This window comes from Pseudofulvimonas gallinarii (assembly GCF_004343305.1).
Classification (GTDB): domain Bacteria; phylum Pseudomonadota; class Gammaproteobacteria; order Xanthomonadales; family UBA2363; genus Pseudofulvimonas; species Pseudofulvimonas gallinarii.
On record NZ_SMAF01000004.1, the window covers coordinates 108587 to 127669 of the forward strand.

Sequence of the window (19083 nt, forward strand, 5' to 3'; positions counted from 1 at the left end):
AATGCAAAGTTGCATCAGTGGTTGGATCAGTGGTGCACGAGAAGGCGCCCGGCTGCAACCGGGCGCGCAGGCGTCCTCGCCTCGCGCAGCTGGCGCAGGAAGGAGCGGCTCCAGGCATGGATGTCGTTCTGGCGGATCACGCGCATCATCGCCTGCCAGCGCTCGCGACGTTCCGCCTTCGGCATGGCGATCGCGCGCGCCACGGTGTGCGCAGTGCCATAGACGTCGTACGGGTTCACCAGCAGGGCGGCGTCCAGCTCGCTGGCGGCGCCGGCGAACGACGACAGCACCAGCACGCCCGGATCGGCGGGATCCTGCGCTGCGACATATTCCTTCGCAACCAGGTTCATCCCGTCCCGCAACGGCGTCACCAGGCCGACTTTCGATCCGCGGTACAACGCCGCGAGCTTCCGGAGTGGCAGCGCTTCCCTGACACAGTCCACGGGCTGCCAGCCGTCCGCGCCACAGTGGCGGGTATTGATCGTCTCGACCAGCATCTCCACGTGATCCGCCAGCTCGCGATACGCATCGACATCGCCGCGTGATGTCGGTGCGACCTGCAGGAAACGGAAACGGCCCTGCAGCTGGGGATCATCGCGCAGCAGGCGATCGATGCAGCGCAGGCGCTCCGGAATGCCCTTGGTGTAATCGAGGCGATCGACGCCGATGACCTGCGCGATGCCGTCATCGCGCTTGCCAGCGTCCGCGCGACTGCCGTTCGCCGCGAGCGCGGCAACGGCATCGGGGTCGATGCCGATCGGAAAGGGCTTAACCCGGAAGCCGCGACCATTGTCCAGCCGCACGCGCCCATCGTCCTCGATCCGGGCGCCATGCTCCCGTTCGAAGTAGTCACGGAGATTCAGTGCGTCCGTCTCGGTCTGCACGCCGATGAGATCGTAGGCGGACAGCATCGACAGCAGGCGCTGGTGCGATGGCAGCAGCGACAGGGTCGCTGGCGCGGGCACCGGGGTATGCAGAAACAGCCCGATGGGAACGCGAACGCCCAATTCGCGTGCCTGGTACGCCAGCGGCAGCAGGTGGTAATCGTGGACCCAGATGATGTCGTCTTCACGGACAGCTGCGTGCAACTGGCGTGCAAAGTGCCGGTTGACGGCCAGGTATCCATGCAGATCGCGGGGATCGAACGCCATCAGGTCCGGTCGCGCATGCAGCAGCGGCCACATCACGCTGTTGGAAAATCCACGGTAGTAGCAGCGGTAATCCTCGTCGGTGAGGTCCCTGACGAGGAACTGCATGTTGCCAACCGTGCTCTCGTGCACCGAGGGCTTTTCGCGGGTTTCTCCGCTCCAACCCATCCACAGGCCTTCGCTGCCCGCCAGCGCCGACTTCAGCGCCTGCCCGAGTCCGCCAACATGTTCGTGCTGCGGCTTGACGACTCGGTTCGAGACGACGATCACTCGACGTTTCGATGTGCCCGGCGTAATCGTGGACAAGGAAGCGCGTCGAACGGCGCCGTTGGCCGGGTCATTGGCGGCGGTGTTGATGTGTGGTGAGGGCGAATCCATCGGCATCGATCTCCATGAGTCTGCGCTGCTTCAAAGCAAGTCCAAAGCAAGGTCGATGCCAGCTGCATCAATCCTTCTTCCTGCGCTCCGGTGCATCGAGGTTGGGACGCCGATACACGCCACCGCGATAGGTCTTTCCTTCGGAGAGATCCGCCGGCTGAACGGTCCGGTCTCCGGAGGAGTGCGGCATCGTCCGCGGCGCGGTGTCGTTGTCTTGTACCGAAGGCGGCTCCTTCCGCTTAGCGGCCATCGTCCTGCTCCCGGTCCTGCTGTGGTCCAGTGCCCTTTTGCGGAGGTGCAACAGGCTGCGCGCCGGCCCGCGGCGCCGACGGATCCATCCGGCGCTGCGCGTCACCATCACCGCCGGGATGCGCGTCGGCGCGGACCGTCGGGGCGATCCGCAGGCATTCATGCGAATCGGGCGCCTGCAGCTCGGCACAACGGCCATCGCGAGCCGCCTGTTCGATCGCCGCACGCGACGTATCGCCATATGCACGATCATCGAGGCGATCGTCCTGCGAATTGCCACAGGCGGCGAAGAGGCCGATCGCGGATATGAATAGAATTCTCATGAGGTCACCTGTCTAGGGGTTATTGGCCGGAATCGACGGGCTTGGCCGGAATGAACGGCGATACCGGGTCACTGGCCGGGAATGTTTCATCGAGCGCCTCGTCCAGGTTTTCCTGCGTCTGCGCGCGGCGCCGGTAACGGGAAACCGCTGTTTCGGGCGGACAACCGGACTGGCGCTTCGGATCGGGGTCTTTCGCATCGCGTGGCATTGGCCGCTCTCCTGATGGAAGGTAGGGAGAGTCAGGCAAGCCGCGTGCCGGGTTCGCGGTTCGTGACGCCGCATTCAGGAAACAGGCACGTCTCCGCGCGTGATGGCCTGCCGCGTGCTTCGTGGCACCCATGTTCGAACTGGGCGTTCCGTTCTGGGAGTTGCCGATCCGCGCCGCCGCGGTCTATCTGGCTGTCCTGCTGATGATCCGTCTTTCAGGGAAGCGCACGATCGGCGAGTTTTCCCCTTTCGATGTCGTCGTCCTGCTGCTGATCGCCGAAGCGGCGCAGGGATCGCTCACCGGCAACGACACATCCCTTCACGGCGGGCTCGTGGTCATGGCGATCCTGATCGCGCTGAACTACGTCGTCGCCTACGTGAGTACCCGAAGCCGTCGCATGGAGCATCTTCTGCAGGGCCGTCCCGTGGTGCTGATCCGCGACGGCGTCCTCGATCGCGACATGCTTTGCCGCCACAACGTCCCGGAAGGCGACGTCGATGAAGCCATGCGTTCCAGCCAGATTTTCGATCGCGCCAACGTGCAGCTGGCGGTGCTGGAGCCCAATGGCGGCATTTCATTCTTCGAACGCCGGTCGGGCAGGCGCAACGCGGACTGAAGCTCCCGACGCCGGAAGCCCGGCTTGGCATGGCCGGTGCAACTACAGCGCCAGTCCACCCCAACACCAGGAGATACGTCATGGCCAAGGCGGAGCCGGGCTTCAACGCTGAACAGCTCAACGAACTGCTCTACCAGGCCCTCGAAACCGAAATGGGCGGCATCGAGATCTACGAAACCGCCATCGAGTGTGCGGTCAACGACGACCTGCGCGAAGAGTGGGAGAAGTACCACGCGGAAACCGTGAACCACCGCGACATCCTGCTCGGCGTATTCGAGCAGCTCGGCCTGGATCCGGAAGTGCAGACGCCGGGTCGCCAGGTGGTCCACCACATCGGCCAGTCGCTGGTCGAAGCCATGCGCATGGCGCTCGCCGAAGGCAAGGGCCCGGCCAGCGAGCTGGTTGCCGCCGAATGCGTGGTGCTCGCGGAAACCAAGGACCACATGAACTGGGAACTGCTCGGCAAGCTGGTCGAGCACAGCCGTGGTGACCATACCGGCATCCTCAAGGAAGCCTACGAGCAGGTCGAACAGGAAGAGGACCACCACCTCTACCACACGGCCGGCTGGGCCCGCGAACTGTGGATCCAGAGCCTGGGCATGCCGGCCGTGCTGCCGCCTCCGGAAGAGGTCAAGAATGTCGAGACCGCCATCGGCGCTTCGCGTGCCGAGCAGGCCCGCGACAACATGATCAACTGATACGGACGGACGCTTTGCCCGCGGCGTCCTGCATGACCGGCCTTGCCGGCTCGTGCAGGACGCATTGTTTTTTGCCGCCCGTCAATCCTGCACGGGCGCTTCCCAGCGCGAAAGATCCTGCTCCAGGCCGTCGATGCCTTCCCACGGATCGGCATTCAGGCGTTTGAGCCGGGCCGGCAGCGTCGCCAGCGAATAGGCGTCCGACTGTTTCAGTCGGCCCAGCTCGCGCCAGGCCAGCGACACGGCGACCGGTGCGCCGGGCCGCGCGCGCAACGAGTACGAGGCCACGCTGGTGGCACCGCGGCTGTTGCGCAGGTAGTCCACGAAGATCCTGTTCCGGCGACGGCTCATGGTCGCCACCGACACATAACGTTGCGGCTCGCTGGCAACCAGGGCTTCGGCGAATGCGCGGGCGAAGTTCTTCACCAGGGGCCAGCGGCTGCGCGGCCGCAATGGCAGCGCCACGTGCAGGCCCTTGCCCCCGGAGGTGCGCAGGAACGACTGGAAGCCGATCTCCGCTAGCCGGTCACGGACGGTCAGCGCCGCTTCCTTCACCTGGTCCCAGGAAATCCCCGGGCCGGGATCGAGATCGAACACCACGCGGTCGGCGCGCTCCGGATCGTCGGAACGCGCGCCCCAGGGGTGGAATTCCAGTGCGTTCATCTGCACGAGGGCCATGACATCGGCTGCGTTCTCGACAACCAGGTAATCGGCGCGCTTGCCGGATTCCTCGCGCAGCCGGACATGGCCCACCTCGTCCATGCCGCCACTGTGGTGCTTCTGGAAGAAACAGGAGCCGCCCAATCCCTCCGGGCAGCGGATGATCGACAGGGGCCGGCCGACGATTTCCGGCAGGAACCAATCCATCACCTTCGCGTAGTAGTCGGCGACATCGGCCTTGGTGAAGCCGTCTTCGGGATACACCACCCGTTCCGGACTGGTCAGGCGGCGCACGGTTTCGTCTGGCGCCTTTGGACCTTTCCGCCGTGCGGTGCGCCTGCCGCTTCCCCCGGTGGCCGGCGCCTGTGCGCCGGAACGCCGATCACTGTCAGAGAGTGCGTCCACGGACTTGTCCTCGCGCAGGGACTTGAATGAGGCCTGCCGCAACAGGCCGCTGGAGGCATGTCCCCGGACATTGACCTCGATCACGAACAAGGGCTCGAACCAGCGCGCGCCGCGCAGTTCGGTGTCGTTCGCAGGGATGCGGACCGTCGGGTCGCGGCCACCCGCCTTGCCGATCATGCGCGTGATCCGCCGGATCATCTCGTCGGAGAACCCGCTGCCGACGCGGCCGGCATAGGTCCATGCGCCGGCATCGTCGGGGCGCGCCAGCAACAGCGAGCCGAAACCGGTCCGGCTGCCCTGCGGTGGCGTGAACCCGACCACGGCATATTCATCGCCTTCGACCAGCTTGCTTTTCCGCCAGTCGTCACCGCGTCCACTGCGATGGGGTCGATCGGCCCGTTTCGGTCCTGGACCTGGATCCGCTGATCGACCAGCAGCTGGCCGGACTGGTGATGTGGGTCCCCACCTGCCTGCCATACCTCGTCGCGGCCGCCGCCATTGTGGTGACGAGACTGGGACCGTACTCCAACCGGCGGATGCGGGACGGGCGCCCTGCCGATTGACCGGGCTGCAGCAGCGCGCCGGCGATGAAGAGGTTGGCGGCGACACGAGCGCAACGAAGGCCAAACGGACCGCGCTTCCGCGCAGTCCGTGGCAAGGCCGTTGCTGCCCCACTACACCGCCAACGACAGGTCAATGCCATGAGCACGACTCCGCGCCGACACCATAGCCATGGAAACACGCCCGACGACCGTTCCGCACGCCTGCCCGATTCCATCCGCAAGGCAACGGTCGACGGCGCCGAAAACGCGAATTCGGAAGACACCGCAGCCACCTCCAACGACGCATCCGCGGGCCGCAACGACGGCCCGGGCGGCTACGCACCCACGGTGTCGCCCGATGACGACACCCCACGTCGTCCCGGCGACAGCGGCAGCGGGATGCGGGATGCGGGATGCGGGAAAAGGGCGCCAGTGACGACCGGCGCCCGCCACCGCTCGACGACAGGCAACGCTAGAAGACAGGCACCGACCGGCACCCGCCGGTCCTTTCCCCCATTTCGCCGGCAACACCCGGCAAACCCTATCCAGGAGCTGATCGCATGAAAGTCAGGGACGTAATGAGCCGCGATGTGAAGACCATCCCGGCAACCGGCACACTGCACGAAGTGGCGGTACTGATGAAGCAGAATGACATTGGCAGCGTGCCCGTGGCGGAGCAGAACCGCCTCGTCGGGATGGTTACCGACCGTGACCTGGTAATCCGGGCGCTGGCCGAACAGCTGCCCTCCGACACGCCCGTGCGCACGATCATGACCGACAAGGTGATGTATTGCTTTGATGACCAGGACCTCGCCGATGCCGTGCGCAACATGGCGGAGTTCGAGGTCAGGCGCCTGCCGGTGGTGGACCGCGAGAAACTGCTGGTCGGCGTCCTTTCGCTCAGCAATGTCGCCTCGGGCGACGATGACGAGCTCAGCGGCGAGCTGCTCGACGGCGTGGCGACGCCGCACTGACGACATCGCGGGGAGCATGGCTCATCGCCATCCTCCGGTCACAAAAAAACCGGGATCGATCGATCCCGGTTTTTTTTCCTGGCTGGATTTTTCTTCACGGCCGGACGTCGCGTGCACGAGCCGGGTTTGAGGGGGTTTGAGGGCTGCGACGCGATCAGGGCATCGGTGCGTGGACGGCGTGCACGACGCCGATCTGGCTGTAGGCGTCGAAGCCCGGGCTGCGCAGCGCATTCAGGGCCGTCGGCGGCTCGATCGCGCCATCGCTGATCGACCACAAACCGGTCTCGGTGCCGACGTACATGGGCAGCGCGGCCCAGAGGCTCCAGTACACGTGCGCCTCGGTCGGCGCCGGGTCGCCGGGATTGGCCGCCACCATCACGCCGATGCTTGCGTCACTGCGGTCCAGTTCGATGCACGTATCGGCAATGGCGTGACGGGCCAGCACTTCGCGCCCATCGGTGTCGATGCGGTGGCTGCCGCCGACCGGTATCGAGCCGTGGTCGCTGGCCTGGGGCAGCAGGTAGACCTGCCACTGTCCGCGCGCTGTCGGATCCGGAAGAACGATGCTGCGCGTGTCGTGGCCGCAGGTATCGACCTGCGCCCCCTCGGCAACGGCGCGGGCCGCCAGCGCCTTGCGCTGGTAGGCGCCCAGGGCGGCCGGCGTCGCGAACACCTCCAGCGGACCGGAACGGTAGTCATGCAGCTCGATGTCGACGCGATACAAGGCCGCCGGCGTCGCATCGACGAAGGTCACCCGGATCAGCGACTCGTCGATTTTCTCGGAGACGGCGGTGACCACGCGATCATCATGGGTGAACGTGCGGCTGGCCTGCGCGCGCCGCTGCGCCGCTGCCAGCGCGCGATCGTGCTGGAACAGCAGGTGGCCGCGTGCCTGGATGTCCGCCCAGCTTGCCGCTGGCATGGCATGGCTCTCGCCGGCCTGGATGGAGGGCGCCGCCAGCGACGCTGTCGTGATCAGCAGGGCGGCCATACTGGACTGGATGCGATTCATGGGACGTGTACTCCGTCGTGTCCTTTGCGTTCACGTCAACCGTGGGCGGCGCGCACGTCCAGCGTGCGGTTCTCGCCAAGGTCCTGGGGTCCGTCGCCGGCGATTGCACGCACCAGCTTCAGTGCCTGGCCCACCAGTCCGCCGGTGCTGCGCCAGTATTCGGCGCTGTCGACCTCGACCCTGAGCAGCGCGAGGTCCGGATCATCCTTGCCACCGGGGAAGAAGATCTTCGACTGCGTGCTCCACAGGTCATCGATCTTCGCGCGGTCACGGATGACTTCGGCGCGCCCGGTGACGGAGACGTACAGGTGCTTGCCCGGACGGGCATAGCTCAGGTTGATCCGCGGATCCCCGGCGATGTCGTCGACCTTGCCGCTGCTGGCGTGGGTGAAGAACCAGAGGGCGCCGTCCGGATCCGCCTGCAGCGTCGCCAGCGGCCGGCTGACAAGACTTCCGTCCGGCGCGCGCGAAACAAGCATGGCCACCTCGATGTCCTCGATCAGTTCGGCGAGGGTCTGCACTTCGGCGTTCGCGTTGCGGGTATCGTTCTGCATGGCCGTTCCTTCCCTCATTCCGGATCAATGAATTCGAGCGCGGCGCCGGCGGAACGCGCCGAGGCATCGGCCTGGCGACGGACCAGGCTGGCCAGTTCGTCGTTGTCGTCGAACTCGACCAGCAGCTCGCCAACGCCGCCGTAATCGTTCTCCGCCAGGCCGGCCGAGCTTGAATCGGCGTCGTCCATGCGCGGCATCAGGTCGGCGACTTCGTCGACGCGCTGCACGCCCTCGATATCCATCAGGCTTTCGGAAACGCTTTCCAGCGCCTCTTCCGGTCCGGTAACCCGCAGTCGCAGCTGGGCCATGTCCTGATCCTCGATCCAGTTGTCCCGATGGGACGAATGGCCTCTTGCAGCATGCGGCGTGCCATACGGGTTCAGCGCGGATTTACGCCGATGAACGCCGGCCGGCGGCCGCAATCCGCCCGAACGGACGGACACGGTCATGCAAGATGCACGATCTGGCGAGGCGGAAGGTCGCGAAATCCCTGGCCCCGGAACTGGCAGCCCGCGTGCTTGGGGAGCTGGCGACCTCCATTGCCCGATCACTTGACCATGCCCATGCCCCGCCCACGTACCGCAGTGCTGGCCGTTCTCGTCATCGTCCTCGTCCTGCTGGCCTTGCGACTGGCCCTGCCGACCCTGATCGAGCGCTCGGTCAACGCCCGGCTCGCGGCGATGGCGAATTACAGCGGCCACGTCGCCGACGTGGACGTGGCCCTGTGGCGCGGCGCCTACGTACTTCGCGACCTGCGCATCGACAAGCGCGACAGCAACCTGCCCGTCCCCATGCTGGTGGCGCCACGGGTCGATATCGCGCTGGCCTGGCGCCACCTGTTCCGGGGCTCGATCGTCGCGCTTGTCGAATTCGAACAGCCGGTGCTGCATTTCGTTGACGGTCGCGGCCGTGACGACAGCCTGACCGGCGCCGGCGAGGACTGGCGCCAGCGCCTGGAGGAGCTGGTACCGATCCGCATTGACGAGGTGCTGGTGCGCGACGGCGAAGTGGTCTTCCACAACTTCGTGTCGGATCCGCCTGTCGACCTGCGTGCCGCCGCCGTCAACGCCCGCCTCGAAAACCTCACCAACGTACGCGACGAGGCCGGCGGGCGTGTCGCCGACCTGCAGGCCACCGCCCTGCTGTTCGACAGTGCCGACCTGGAAGCGCAGGCACGCTTCGATCCGATCGGCCGGATGGAAACCTTTTCACTGGCGTTGCGGGTGCTGTCCATCGACTTGACGCGCATCAACGACCTCGCCCGCGCCTACGCCAACATCGACTTCGAGTCCGGTAATGGCGAGTTCGTGCTTGAGCTGGAAGCCGAGGACGGCAGCCTTTCCGGTTACGCGAAACCGCTGTTCCAGAACCTGAAGATCTTCAGCTGGCGCAGTGACGTCGTCGAGTCTGAAAAAAATCCCTTCCGCATCGCCTGGGAAGCCGTGGTCCAGGGCGTGACCACCCTGTTCCGCAACCAGCCCGCCGACCAGTTCGGCACCCGCATCGAGATCAGCGGGCGCATCGACAATCCGGAACTGGGCGTGTTCGGCGCCGTGATCGGCGTGCTCCGCAACGCGTTCGTGCGCGCGCTGGAACCGTACTTCGAGGGCACGCATCTGCCGCTGCGCGACGACGGTTGAGCCGCTCCGCGGTATCTGGCACGGATCCTGCAATTCCCTTTCCGACTTCAACCGGACAAGGAGCCGAAGGATGAGCAGCAAGGAAAAACGACCCAACCCGCCGCAGTCGCAGGATCAACAGCCCGGCCACGAATCGGAAATGCGTCCGCGTCCGGTGTTCATCCGCGACGACTACCGCGGCAGCGGCAAGCTGGAGGGCCGGGTCGCGCTGATCAGCGGCGGCGACAGCGGCATCGGTCGTGCCGTGGCCGTGCACTTCGCCCGCGAAGGCGCGGATGTCGCCATCATCCACCTTGAGGAAAACGAGGACGCGCGCGAAACCCGACGGCTGGTGGAAGCCGAGGGCCGACGCTGCCATGTCATCCGTACCGACCTGTCCAAAGCCGGAAACGGCCGCAAGGCGGTCAGCGACACCGTGTCCGCCCTTGGCGCCCTGGACATCCTGGTCAACAACGCCGGCGAACAGCACGAATCCGACTCGCCTGCCGAACTGGACCGCGCGCAGATCGAGCAGACCTTCGCCACCAACCTGTTCGCCTGCTTCGAGCTGGTCGATGCAGCCCTCCCGCACCTGAAGAAGGGCAGCTCGATCATCAGCACCGGTTCGATCACCGGCGCCCGCGGCCACGAAACCCTGCTGGACTACGCGGCCACCAAGGGCGCCATCCACGCCATGACCTTCTCGTTCGCGCAGAGCCTCGCCAAGCGCGGCATCCGCGTCAACGCGGTGGCGCCTGGCCCGATCTGGACGCCGCTGATCCCGGCCAGCTTCGATGCCGACAAGGTCGCCAAGTTCGGCGCCGATACGCCGATGGGCCGGCCCGGCCAGCCGGCGGAAGTGGCTCCGGCCTATGTCCTGCTCGCCAGCGAGGACGGCGCCTACATCACCGGGCAGGTCATCCACATCAACGGCGGCGGCTACATGGGCGACTGAACGCCCCGCCCACTGCAGCAACGAGGACCGCACCATGCCTTACGACAAGCGCAGCGACCTGCCCGACAGCGTTCGCGACAACCTGCCGGCACATGCCCAGGACATCTACAAGGAAGCCTTCAACAGTGCCTGGGACCAGTACCGCGACCCGGACGAACGCCGGGACGACGCCTCCCGCGAGGAAGTCGCCCACCGCGTGGCCTGGGCAGCGGTGAAGCGCGACTACCACAAGGACAAGGACGGCCACTGGCGGCGTTCCTGAACCCGCCGGCGCCCGACTGGCGCCAGGCCCGGCCCGCACGACGGGCCGAAAGTTGCCGCTGAGCGCCGGCAGCGACTAGAATGCGCGACCCGCCGGACCTGCCGGCGGCAGGCGGACAGTCCGCCGAATTCGCACACGCATCGTCACCCTGGTGGGGTGCCCCGGCCGAAAAACGGGGTCGCCAGCGGCGGATGCGTGGAGGATGAACCCCGGAGCACGACCTGCCTGGCCAGGCGCCAGCGGCGTGTTCCCTGTTGCAAGGAACATTGAAAATGCCTCAGGTCACGATGCGCCAGATGCTCGAAGCTGGCGTCCACTTCGGCCACCAGACCCGTTACTGGGACCCGCGCATGTCGCCGTACATCTTCGGCGCCCGCGGCAAGATCCACATCATCAACCTCGAAAAGACCCTGCCGCTGTTCAGCGATGCGATGAACTTCATCAGCAAGCTGACCTCGCGCCGTGGCACCGTGCTGTTCGTCGGCACGAAGCGTTCGGCCCGTGAAGCGATGAAGGAAGAAGCAACACGTTGCGGCATGCCTTACGTGGCTTCGCGCTGGCTGGGCGGCATGCTGACCAACTTCCGTACCGTCAAGCAGTCGGTCGCGCGCCTCAAGGAACTCGAGGCGATGGAAGCCGACGGCAGCATCAACAAGTTCGTCAAGCACGAGATCCTGCAGCTGCGTCGCGAGCGCGAGAAGCTGGAAGCCTCGCTGGGCGGCATCAAGAACATGGGCGCGCTGCCGGACTGCCTGTTCGTGATCGACATCGGCCAGGAAAACATCGCCGTCGCCGAAGCCAAGAAGCTGGGCATCCCGGTGGTGGCCGTGGTTGACACCAACTACGACCCGAACCTGGTCGACTACGCGATTCCGGGCAACGACGACGCCATCCGCGCCGTGCAGCTGTACGCCCGCGCCGCCGCCGACGCCGTACTGGAAGGCAAGGCCACCGCGCCGACGTTCGCCGCCGACACCGAGTCCGAGTTCGTCGAGCTCGACGCCCAGGGCAAGCCGGTCGACAACCGTCGCCGCGCGCCGGGCAACAAGCCGGCCGGCAAGCCGGGCGCCAAGGCGCCGGCCAAGGCCGCTGCCAAGCGTCCTGCCGCCAAGCCGGCCGCCAAGGAAGAAGCGCCGGCCGCCGAGGCGCCGGCGGCTGAAGCTCCGGCTGCCGAGTAACAGGCGCAGCCCCGCGCCGGCCCTTTCCCGGGCCGGCGCACTTCCCCCCGTTTGACGCGCCGGCCGGACAGGCTGGCGCGACACTCCCAGATCACCCAGATTCCGAGGACTCCCATGACGATCACTGCCAACCAGGTGAAGGAGCTGCGCGAGCGGACCGGCGCCGGCATGATGGAATGCAAGAAGGCGCTGACCGAGAACAGCGGCGATATGGACGCGGCCATCGAGTGGCTGCGCAAGCAGGGCCTGGCCAAGGCCGACAAGAAGGCCGACCGCGTCACCGCCGAAGGCCGCATCGCGCTGGCCCAGGAAGGTGGCAAGGCCGTGCTGGTGGAAATCAATTCCGAAACCGACTTCGTGGCCAAGGACGAGAACTTCGTCGGCTTCTGCGAAACCGCAGCCAAGGCGGCGCTGGCCGCTGGCGCGACTGACGTCGAATCGCTGAAGGCGGCCAAGCTGGCCAGCGGCGAAACCGTCGAGGAAGCGCGCTCCGCGCTGATCCAGAAGGTCGGCGAGAACGTGCAGATCCGTCGCATGGCATCTATCGACAGCGCCAACACCGTCGCCGCCTACGTGCACGGCGGCCGTATCGGCGTGCTGGTCGAGGTCAAGGGCGGCGACGCCGACCTCGCCCGCGGCCTGGCCATGCACATTGCGGCAATGAACCCGCCGTACGTGCGCGCCAGCGACGTGCCGGCCGACTTCGTGGCCAAGGAAAAGGAGATCGAGCTGGCCAAGATGTCGGACAAGGACAAGGCCAAGCCGGCCGACATCCTGGACAAGATCATCAGCGGCAAGATCGCCAAGATCGTCAACGAAGTCACGCTGTACGGCCAGCCGTACGTGCTCGACACCAACCAGACCGTCGAAGCGGCCGTCAAGGCTGCCGGCGCCGACGTCGTCGGCTTCACCCGCCTGGTCGTGGGCGAAGGCATCGAGAAGGTCGTCGAGAACTACGCTGCCGAAGTGATGAAGCAGGCCGGCCTGGCCTGATCTTCGCGACATCGCTGCAGCGAAAAGGCCGCCTCCGGGCGGCCTTTTTCATGGCAGGATCAGGCGCCGGCGAGCAGTCGCGGCAGAATCTTTTCAGCGCTCAGGGGCGCCACCTTCACCGCGTGCGGAGCGCGAGGATCCACCCAGGCCAGCTCCTCGATCTCGGCGCATGCCTGCGGCTCACCGTCGATCTCGACGCGGAACACCTCGGCCTGGACGCTTCGCCCCGGCTCGTTGACGGCGACGTGTTCGAATTCGCCCAATCTCTTCGCGCTGCCGACGCGCAGGGTCACGCCCAGTTCCTCGTCCAGTTCGCGCGCCAGCGTCACCAGCGAAGCCTCGTCGGGTTCGCGCTTGCCGCCGGGCTGGATGAAGAACGTCGAGCCGCGTTTGCGCACCAGCAGCACGCGTCCCTGGCCGTCGACGATCACCGCGGCGACCGTGCGCACCCGTGCGTCCTGCCTGTTTGATCCGCTTTGCATTCGCGGATTCTCTCAAACGCCGCCGCATTCCTTCCATCAATCCGCCGCGGCGCTCCCCTATCCGCCGCCGCTCCGTTACAATGCGGCGGTTTTGTTTCCCCTGCCGGAGTATCGGGATGAGCCTGAAGTATTCGCGTGTCCTGCTGAAACTCTCCGGTGAAGCGCTGATGGGCGAAGCCGATTACGGCATCGACCCGCAGACGCTGGCCCGCATCGCCGGCGAGATCCACGACGTCGTCAACCTCGGCTGCCAGGTCGGCGTGGTCGTCGGCGGCGGCAACATCTTCCGCGGTGCCGGCCTTGCCGCCAAGGGCATGGATCGTGTCACCGGCGACAACATGGGCATGCTGGCGACGGTGATCAACGCGCTGGCGATGCAGGATGCGCTGGAACGCCGCGGCGCCGTCGCCCGCGTGATGAGCGCGATCAAGATCAACGAGGTCTGCGAGGACTTCATCCGCCGCCGCGCCATCCGCCACCTCGAGAAGCGCCGCGTCGTGATCTTCGCCGCCGGCACCGGCAATCCCTTCTTCACCACCGATTCGGCCGCCGCCCTGCGCGCTGCCGAGATCGGCGCCACGCTGCTGCTCAAGGCGACCAAGGTCGATGGCATCTACAACGTCGATCCGGCCCGGGACAGCAGCGCCGTGCGCTATGACAGCCTCAGCTACCAGCAGGTGATCGAGCTGGACCTGAAGGTCATGGATACGGCCGCCTTCGCCCTCTGCCGCGACCACCGCATCCCGATCCGCGTCTACGACCTCGAGCGCGAAGGCGCCCTGCGCCAGATCCTCGAAGGCCAGTCCATCGGCACGCTGGTGCAAGAGGCGCCACGCGCCGCCTGACCGGCGCCACCGCCCGGACAGCGCCGCGAAGGCCCACGTCCCAGGCTCCGGAAAGCTGCCCGCTCCGCCTTGCCGCGGGTCGGCAATGCCCGCGTCATGCCCCCTTGAGCTGCGCCGGACGGCCGGAGCGCTAACGCAAACTCAACACAGGCCCCGCGGCCATCCCGTTATACTTCGCGGTCACCTGTCGATCCCGAGGCCGGACATGATCAACGATATCAAGAGCGATGCGGACAGCCGCATGAAGAAGAGCGTGGAATCGCTGCGCCAGGACCTGACCCGCCTGCGTACCGGGCGCGCTTCCACGGCCCTGGTCGAGCATCTGAAGGTGAACTACTACGGTTCCGACATGCCGCTGACCCAGGTCGCGAGTGTCGCCGTCAGCGATGCCCGTTCGCTCACCATCACGCCGTGGGAAAAGACCATGGTCGGCCCGATCGAAAAGGCCATCCTCGCCTCGGACCTGGGCCTGACGCCGAACACCGCCGGCACCACGATCCGCATCAACCTGCCGCCGCTGACCGAGGAACGCCGCAAGGAGCTGTCGCGCCACGTCAGCCAGGAAGGCGAAGCGGCCAAGGTCGCGATCCGCAACATCCGGCGTGACGCCCTGCACCAGGTCAAGGAACTGCTGAAGGAAAAGATGATCTCGGAAGACGACGAGCGTCGCGCCGAGGACGACGTCCAGAAGCTGACCGACACCTGGGTCAAGGAGGTCGACAGCGTGGTCAAGGCCAAGGAAGAGGAGCTGATGGCGATCTGAGCGCAACCGCGCTGCGCGCCATGCATACCCACCTGGACATCGCGGCCGGCAACGGGACCGCGGACGCCGGCAACGCGCCCGCCGCCCTTCCGTCGCGGCTGCCGCGGCATGTCGCGATCATCATGGACGGCAACGGCCGCTGGGCCCAGCGACGCGGCAAGCCGCGCAGCTTCGGCCATCGCGCCGGCCAGAAGGCGGTACGCGCGACGGTCGAGTTCTGCCTGCGCGAGGGAATTCCGGCGCTGACGCTGTTCGCGTTTTCCAGCGAGAACTGGCGCCGGCCCGCCGACGAGATCGGCGTGCTCATGGAACTGTTCCTGCGTGCCCTCGACCGTGAGGTCAAGACGCTGCACAAGAACAACGTGCGCCTGCGCTTCATCGGTGACCTCGACGCCTTCCAGCCGCGACTGCGCGACCGCATGCGCCAGGGCGAGGCGCTCACCGCCGGCAACACCGCACTGGCCCTGAACATCGCCGTCGGTTATGGCGGCCGCTGGGACATCGCCCAGGCCGCGCGCGCGCTCGCCGAAGAGGTGAAGGCCGGCCGCCTGGAGCCGTCGCAGGTCGACGAAGCCGCCGTGCACGCACGCACCGCGCTGTCGGACCTGCCGGCGCCCGACCTGTTCATCCGCACCGGCGGCGAACAGCGGATCAGCAATTTCCTGCTGTGGCAGTGCGCCTACAGCGAACTGTATTTCACCGATGTGTTGTGGCCGGATGTCGACGCCGCCCTCCTGCGCGAGGCCTGTGACGATTACGCACGACGCGAACGCCGTTTCGGCTTGACCAGCGCCCAGGTGGCCTCATGAGTTCCGGATTGCGTACCCGACTGCTGACCTCGCTGGTGCTCGCGCCCTCGGTCGTCCTGGCGATCCTCTACCTGCCCCGATGGGGTTTCGCGATCCTGGTCAGCGTGATGATGCTGGCCGCGTTCTGGGAGTGGAGCCGCCTGTCCGGCGTGCCCGGCCGGCCATTGCGCGCGGTGTTGACCATCCTGCTTGGCCTGGCCTTCGTTGGGCTGGCAATGCAGCCGCATGAACGGCTGCTCTGGCCCGCCGCCGTCGCGGTCGCCTTCTGGGCGCTGGCGCTGTTCTGGCTGTTCGCACCGCAGTTCGCCGCCAGCGATACGCCGACCCACCGGATCCTGAAGACACTGGCCGGCATCATCCTGCTCTGCGGCGCCTGGGCCGGGGCCGTCCATATCCGCGACGGCCTGCCCGGCGGACCGACCTGGCTGATCGTCTGCCTGGCCGTCATCTATGGCGGCGATTCCTTCGCCTATTTCGTCGGCAGCCGCGTCGGCGGTCGCAAGCTGGCGCCACGGATCAGCCCGGGCAAGACCTGGGCCGGACTGTCCGGCGCCGTGGCCGGGGTGGCGCCGCTGGCGCTTGCCCTGGGCTGGCTGAAGGGCCTTGAAGGGCGCACGCTGGCGCTGTGGATGCTGCTGGCCATGGCCTGCCTGCTGCTGTCGGTGCTGGGCGACCTGGTCGAAAGCATCATGAAGCGGCACCGCCAGGTGAAGGATTCCGGCCGCCTCTTCCCCGGCCATGGCGGCGTGCTGGACCGGGGCGACAGCCTCTTTGCCGCGCTTCCCGCCTTCGCCCTCGGACTGGCCTGGCTGCTGTCGTGAAACGCATCGCGCTGCTCGGCGCCACCGGTTCCATCGGTACATCGGCCCTGGATGTCATCGCCCGGCACCCCGGGCGTTTCGCCGTGCAGGCGCTCACGGCGGGCACGCAGGTCGATGCGCTGGTTGAACTGTGCCGGCGCTTCCGTCCGCGCTACGCCGTGATCGCGGACGCCGCGCGCGCCGTCGACCTGGCCGCCGGCCTGGCCCGGCACGGCCTCGACACCGAGGCGCTCGCCGGTCCCGGGGCGCTGGATTTCGTCGCCGCCGACACCGGTGCGGATACGGTCATCGCGGCCATCGTCGGTGCCGCCGGCCTGTCCTCGACACTGGCCGCGGCCGAAGCCGGCAAGACCCTGCTGCTGGCCAACAAGGAAGCCGTCGTCATGGCCGGGCCGCTGCTGTTCGCGGCACTGGCCCGAGGTGGCGGCCGCCTGCTGCCGGTGGACAGCGAGCACAATGCGATCTTCCAGTGCCTGCCCAACGGCTATGACCGCGATCCTGGCGCCGCCGGCGTGCAGCGGCTGGTGCTCACTGCTTCCGGCGGTCCGTTCCGCGACTGGTCGGCCGGGCAGCTGGCGCAGGCGACACCGGAGCAGGCCTGCGCCCATCCGAACTGGCGCATGGGCCGGAAGATCTCGGTCGATTCGGCCACCCTGATGAACAAGGGCCTGGAGGTGATCGAGGCGCACTGGCTGTTCGGCATGCCGGCGGAAAGGATCGACGTGCTGGTGCATCCGCAGAGCCTGGTCCATTCGCTGGTCGAATACGTGGACGGCTCGCTGCTGGCCCAGCTGGGCAGCCCGGACATGCGCACCGTGCTGGCGCACGCCCTGGCCTGGCCCGAACGCATCGACGCCGGGGTCGAGCGCCTGGACCTGCTGAAGGCCGGACGCCTGGACTTCCAGGCCCCCGATCGCGCCCGGTTCCCCTGCCTGGACCTGGCCTATGCGGCGCTGCAGGCCGGCGGCGGCGCGAGCTGCGTGCTCAATGCCGCCAACGAAGTGGCGGTCGAGGTCTTTCTGGCAGGGCGGCTCTCCTTCCCCGACATCGCCGCCGTGGTCGCGGACACGCTGGCGGCCGTGGACGCTGGACCGATTCAGGACCTGCCCGCGATACTTGAACTGGACGCACGGGCGCGCAGGGTCGCCGAACGGGAAACCGCTCGACGGTCCGGCGTGCCGGCAACCGCTGCAATGGACCGGACGGCATGGGCGAGATAATCGGATCGATCTGGTGGCTGCTGGTCACCCTGGGCCTGCTGGTGACCTTCCACGAGTACGGCCACTACTGGGTCGGCCGCCGCTTCGGGGTGAAGGTCCTGCGCTTTTCCATCGGCTTCGGCAAGCCGCTGTGGACGCGCCGGAACGCAGACGGCACCGAATTCGCGCTGGCGGCCATTCCGCTGGGCGGCTACGTGAAGTTCCTGGACGAGCGCGAGGACACCGTCGCCCCCGAGGACCGGGCCGCCGCCTTCAACAACAAGCCGGTCCTGCAGCGCATGGCGATCGCCGCCGCCGGACCCGCCGCGAACCTGCTGTTCGCGCTGCTGGCGTTCTGGGCCATGTACCTGGTCGGCAAACAGGATTTCGAACCTCGCATCGGTCGCGCCGAAGGCATTGCCGCCGAGGCGGGCCTGCGCGCCGGCGACCGCATCGCCGCCGTCGATGGTGAACCGGTCGCCACCTGGACCCATGTCGCCCTGCGCCTGGTCACCGCCGGTGTCGATCGCCGGCCCCTCCACCTGACGGCGGTCGATGGCGACGGCACGCCCCGCGACCTGACCCTGGACCTGGGCGGTTTGCCCGATGGCACCCGCGAGGCGGCGATGCTGCGCACCGCCGGCCTGATGCCGCGGCACCTGGTCCTGCCCGCCGTGCTCGGCGAAGTCAGCGCCAGCAGTCCGGCCGCCCGTGCCGGCCTGCGCGCCGGCGACCGCATCATCGCCATCAATGAAACCGCGGTCGCCGACTGGACCGACGTGCCGGCGCTGATCCAGCGCGGCGCCGTGAACCAGGGCGAGCTGCGCTTCACCATCGACCGCGCCGGCGAACGCCAGCGCCTGCGTGTCCAGCCCGAGAGCGTCGTCGGCGACGACGGTGGCACGCAGTTCAAGGTCGGCATTGGCGTCAAGCGCGAGGTCTACGACTACGACGCCCTGCTGCGCTATGGCCCGCTTGACGCCATCGCCGCCTCCGGCCGGGAAGCCTGGACCATGACCAGCGCGACGCTGGGCATGCTCTGGCGCATGGTCGTCGGCCGCGCGTCGCTGGAAAACCTCTCCGGCCCGATCAGCATCTCGCAATACGCCAATGCCTCCGCGCGCAGCGGCCTCGGACATTTCCTGTGGTTCCTGGGCGTGATCTCGCTCAGCCTCTGCATCATCAACCTGTTACCGATCCCGATCTTGGACGGCGGTCACCTGCTGTATTACCTTATCGAGCTGGTCAAGGGCTCGCCCTTGAGCGAGCGGGCGATGATCGCCGGCCAGTACATCGGCCTGGCCGCCCTGGCCGGGCTGATGGGATTGGCCTTCTACAACGACATCGCGCGGCTGGTTTCCTAGCATCGCGCGCACCACGATTCCCGACT

23 protein-coding genes are annotated in these 19083 nt (G+C 67.2%); 16 read left to right on the forward strand and 7 right to left on the reverse strand.

Annotated features, from left to right (window positions below; genetic code table 11):
• Positions 1–26 precede the first annotated feature (26 nt).
• The gene (locus EDC25_RS04270) at positions 27–1526 is read right to left on the reverse strand and encodes an alpha,alpha-trehalose-phosphate synthase (UDP-forming) (RefSeq protein ID WP_123523142.1); all 1500 of its coding nucleotides are present in this window, start codon (positions 1524–1526) and stop codon (positions 27–29) included.
• Positions 1527–1735: 209 nt separating this feature from the next.
• On the opposite strand from EDC25_RS04270, the gene EDC25_RS04275 reads away from it, so the two are divergent.
• Complete coding sequence (locus EDC25_RS04275; protein WP_132577262.1) at positions 1736–2089, forward strand: hypothetical protein; 354 nt, start codon at positions 1736–1738, stop codon at positions 2087–2089.
• A gap of 28 nt (positions 2090–2117) precedes the next feature.
• On the opposite strand, the gene EDC25_RS04280 is transcribed toward EDC25_RS04275, so the two are convergent.
• Positions 2118–2306, reverse strand: coding sequence for a hypothetical protein (locus EDC25_RS04280; RefSeq protein WP_123523144.1), 189 nt, complete (start codon positions 2304–2306; stop codon positions 2118–2120).
• A gap of 130 nt (positions 2307–2436) precedes the next feature.
• Between EDC25_RS04280 and EDC25_RS04285 the strand changes: the two genes are divergently transcribed.
• Entirely contained in the window at positions 2437–2922 is a 486-nt protein-coding gene (locus tag EDC25_RS04285) for a DUF421 domain-containing protein (protein ID WP_123523145.1), read from the forward strand.
• An 80-nt stretch (positions 2923–3002) separates the two neighbouring features.
• The gene (locus EDC25_RS04290; RefSeq protein ID WP_123523146.1) at positions 3003–3620 is read left to right on the forward strand and encodes a ferritin-like domain-containing protein; all 618 of its coding nucleotides are present in this window, start codon (positions 3003–3005) and stop codon (positions 3618–3620) included.
• Between the two features lie 81 nt (positions 3621–3701).
• Here the strand turns inward: EDC25_RS04290 and ligD are convergent, their stop codons facing one another.
• The gene (gene ligD, locus EDC25_RS04295) at positions 3702–5162 is read right to left on the reverse strand and encodes a DNA ligase D (protein WP_123523147.1); all 1461 of its coding nucleotides are present in this window, start codon (positions 5160–5162) and stop codon (positions 3702–3704) included.
• A gap of 224 nt (positions 5163–5386) precedes the next feature.
• Here ligD and EDC25_RS04305 point away from each other — a divergent pair, with 224 nt between their 5' ends.
• Entirely contained in the window at positions 5387–5791 is a 405-nt protein-coding gene (locus EDC25_RS04305; RefSeq protein WP_132577263.1) for a hypothetical protein, read from the forward strand.
• Positions 5788–6201 carry a CBS domain-containing protein gene (locus EDC25_RS04310; protein WP_123523148.1) on the forward strand — a complete coding sequence of 138 codons (414 nt, stop codon included), beginning with the start codon at positions 5788–5790 and terminating at the stop codon, positions 6199–6201. The genes EDC25_RS04305 and EDC25_RS04310 overlap by 4 nt, the downstream gene beginning before the upstream one ends.
• A 154-nt stretch (positions 6202–6355) precedes the next feature.
• Here EDC25_RS04310 and EDC25_RS04315 read toward each other — a convergent pair whose 3' ends face one another.
• The 3 genes from EDC25_RS04315 to EDC25_RS04325 are packed head-to-tail and all read right to left on the reverse strand — an operon-like array spanning position 6356 to position 8075.
• Entirely contained in the window at positions 6356–7213 is an 858-nt protein-coding gene (locus tag EDC25_RS04315) for a hypothetical protein (RefSeq protein ID WP_132577264.1), read from the reverse strand.
• Between the two features lie 35 nt (positions 7214–7248).
• On the reverse strand, positions 7249–7767 hold the full coding sequence (locus EDC25_RS04320; protein ID WP_123523150.1) for a pyridoxamine 5'-phosphate oxidase family protein: 519 nt from the start codon (positions 7765–7767) through the stop codon (positions 7249–7251).
• Positions 7768–7781: 14 nt separating this feature from the next.
• Positions 7782–8075, reverse strand: a complete 294-nt coding sequence (locus tag EDC25_RS04325; protein ID WP_123523151.1) for a hypothetical protein — start codon at positions 8073–8075, stop codon at positions 7782–7784.
• Between the two features lie 255 nt (positions 8076–8330).
• Here EDC25_RS04325 and EDC25_RS04330 point away from each other — a divergent pair, with 255 nt between their 5' ends.
• The 5 genes from EDC25_RS04330 (at position 8331) to tsf (ending at position 12774) form a co-directional block, all read left to right on the forward strand.
• Positions 8331–9407, forward strand: coding sequence for an AsmA family protein (locus tag EDC25_RS04330; RefSeq protein WP_205985042.1), 1077 nt, complete (start codon positions 8331–8333; stop codon positions 9405–9407).
• Positions 9408–9477: 70 nt separating this feature from the next.
• Positions 9478–10341 (forward strand): SDR family oxidoreductase, encoded by an 864-nt coding sequence (locus tag EDC25_RS04335; RefSeq protein ID WP_123523153.1) that lies wholly within the window; start codon positions 9478–9480, stop codon positions 10339–10341.
• 34 nt (positions 10342–10375) lie between these two features.
• On the forward strand, positions 10376–10603 hold the full coding sequence (gene chaB / locus EDC25_RS04340) for a putative cation transport regulator ChaB (protein ID WP_123523154.1): 228 nt from the start codon (positions 10376–10378) through the stop codon (positions 10601–10603).
• Positions 10604–10875: 272 nt separating this feature from the next.
• Entirely contained in the window at positions 10876–11781 is a 906-nt protein-coding gene (gene rpsB / locus EDC25_RS04345) for a 30S ribosomal protein S2 (protein WP_123523155.1), read from the forward strand.
• Positions 11782–11895: 114 nt separating this feature from the next.
• Complete coding sequence (tsf, locus tag EDC25_RS04350; protein ID WP_123523156.1) at positions 11896–12774, forward strand: translation elongation factor Ts; 879 nt, start codon at positions 11896–11898, stop codon at positions 12772–12774.
• A gap of 59 nt (positions 12775–12833) precedes the next feature.
• Here tsf and EDC25_RS04355 read toward each other — a convergent pair whose 3' ends face one another.
• Positions 12834–13256 (reverse strand): NUDIX hydrolase, encoded by a 423-nt coding sequence (locus tag EDC25_RS04355; RefSeq protein ID WP_123523157.1) that lies wholly within the window; start codon positions 13254–13256, stop codon positions 12834–12836.
• A gap of 116 nt (positions 13257–13372) precedes the next feature.
• Between EDC25_RS04355 and pyrH the strand changes: the two genes are divergently transcribed.
• The 6 genes from pyrH to rseP all read left to right on the forward strand — a co-directional run bounded on the left by pyrH (position 13373) and on the right by rseP (position 19057).
• Entirely contained in the window at positions 13373–14101 is a 729-nt protein-coding gene (gene pyrH, locus EDC25_RS04360) for a UMP kinase (RefSeq protein WP_123523158.1), read from the forward strand.
• Between the two features lie 205 nt (positions 14102–14306).
• Positions 14307–14864: a ribosome recycling factor gene (frr, locus tag EDC25_RS04365; RefSeq protein WP_123523159.1), complete on the forward strand. Its 558-nt coding sequence runs from the start codon at positions 14307–14309 to the stop codon at positions 14862–14864.
• Between the two features lie 98 nt (positions 14865–14962).
• A complete protein-coding gene (gene uppS / locus EDC25_RS04370; RefSeq protein WP_276312357.1) occupies positions 14963–15673 on the forward strand; it encodes a polyprenyl diphosphate synthase in 711 nt (236 codons plus the stop codon).
• Complete coding sequence (locus tag EDC25_RS04375) at positions 15670–16494, forward strand: phosphatidate cytidylyltransferase (protein ID WP_123523161.1); 825 nt, start codon at positions 15670–15672, stop codon at positions 16492–16494. Before uppS ends, EDC25_RS04375 begins: the two co-directional genes overlap by 4 nt.
• Positions 16491–17714, forward strand: coding sequence for a 1-deoxy-D-xylulose-5-phosphate reductoisomerase (locus EDC25_RS04380; RefSeq protein WP_123523162.1), 1224 nt, complete (start codon positions 16491–16493; stop codon positions 17712–17714). Before EDC25_RS04375 ends, EDC25_RS04380 begins: the two co-directional genes overlap by 4 nt.
• A complete protein-coding gene (rseP, locus tag EDC25_RS04385) occupies positions 17702–19057 on the forward strand; it encodes an RIP metalloprotease RseP (protein WP_123523163.1) in 1356 nt (451 codons plus the stop codon). The genes EDC25_RS04380 and rseP overlap by 13 nt, the downstream gene beginning before the upstream one ends.
• Positions 19058–19083 lie beyond the last annotated feature (26 nt).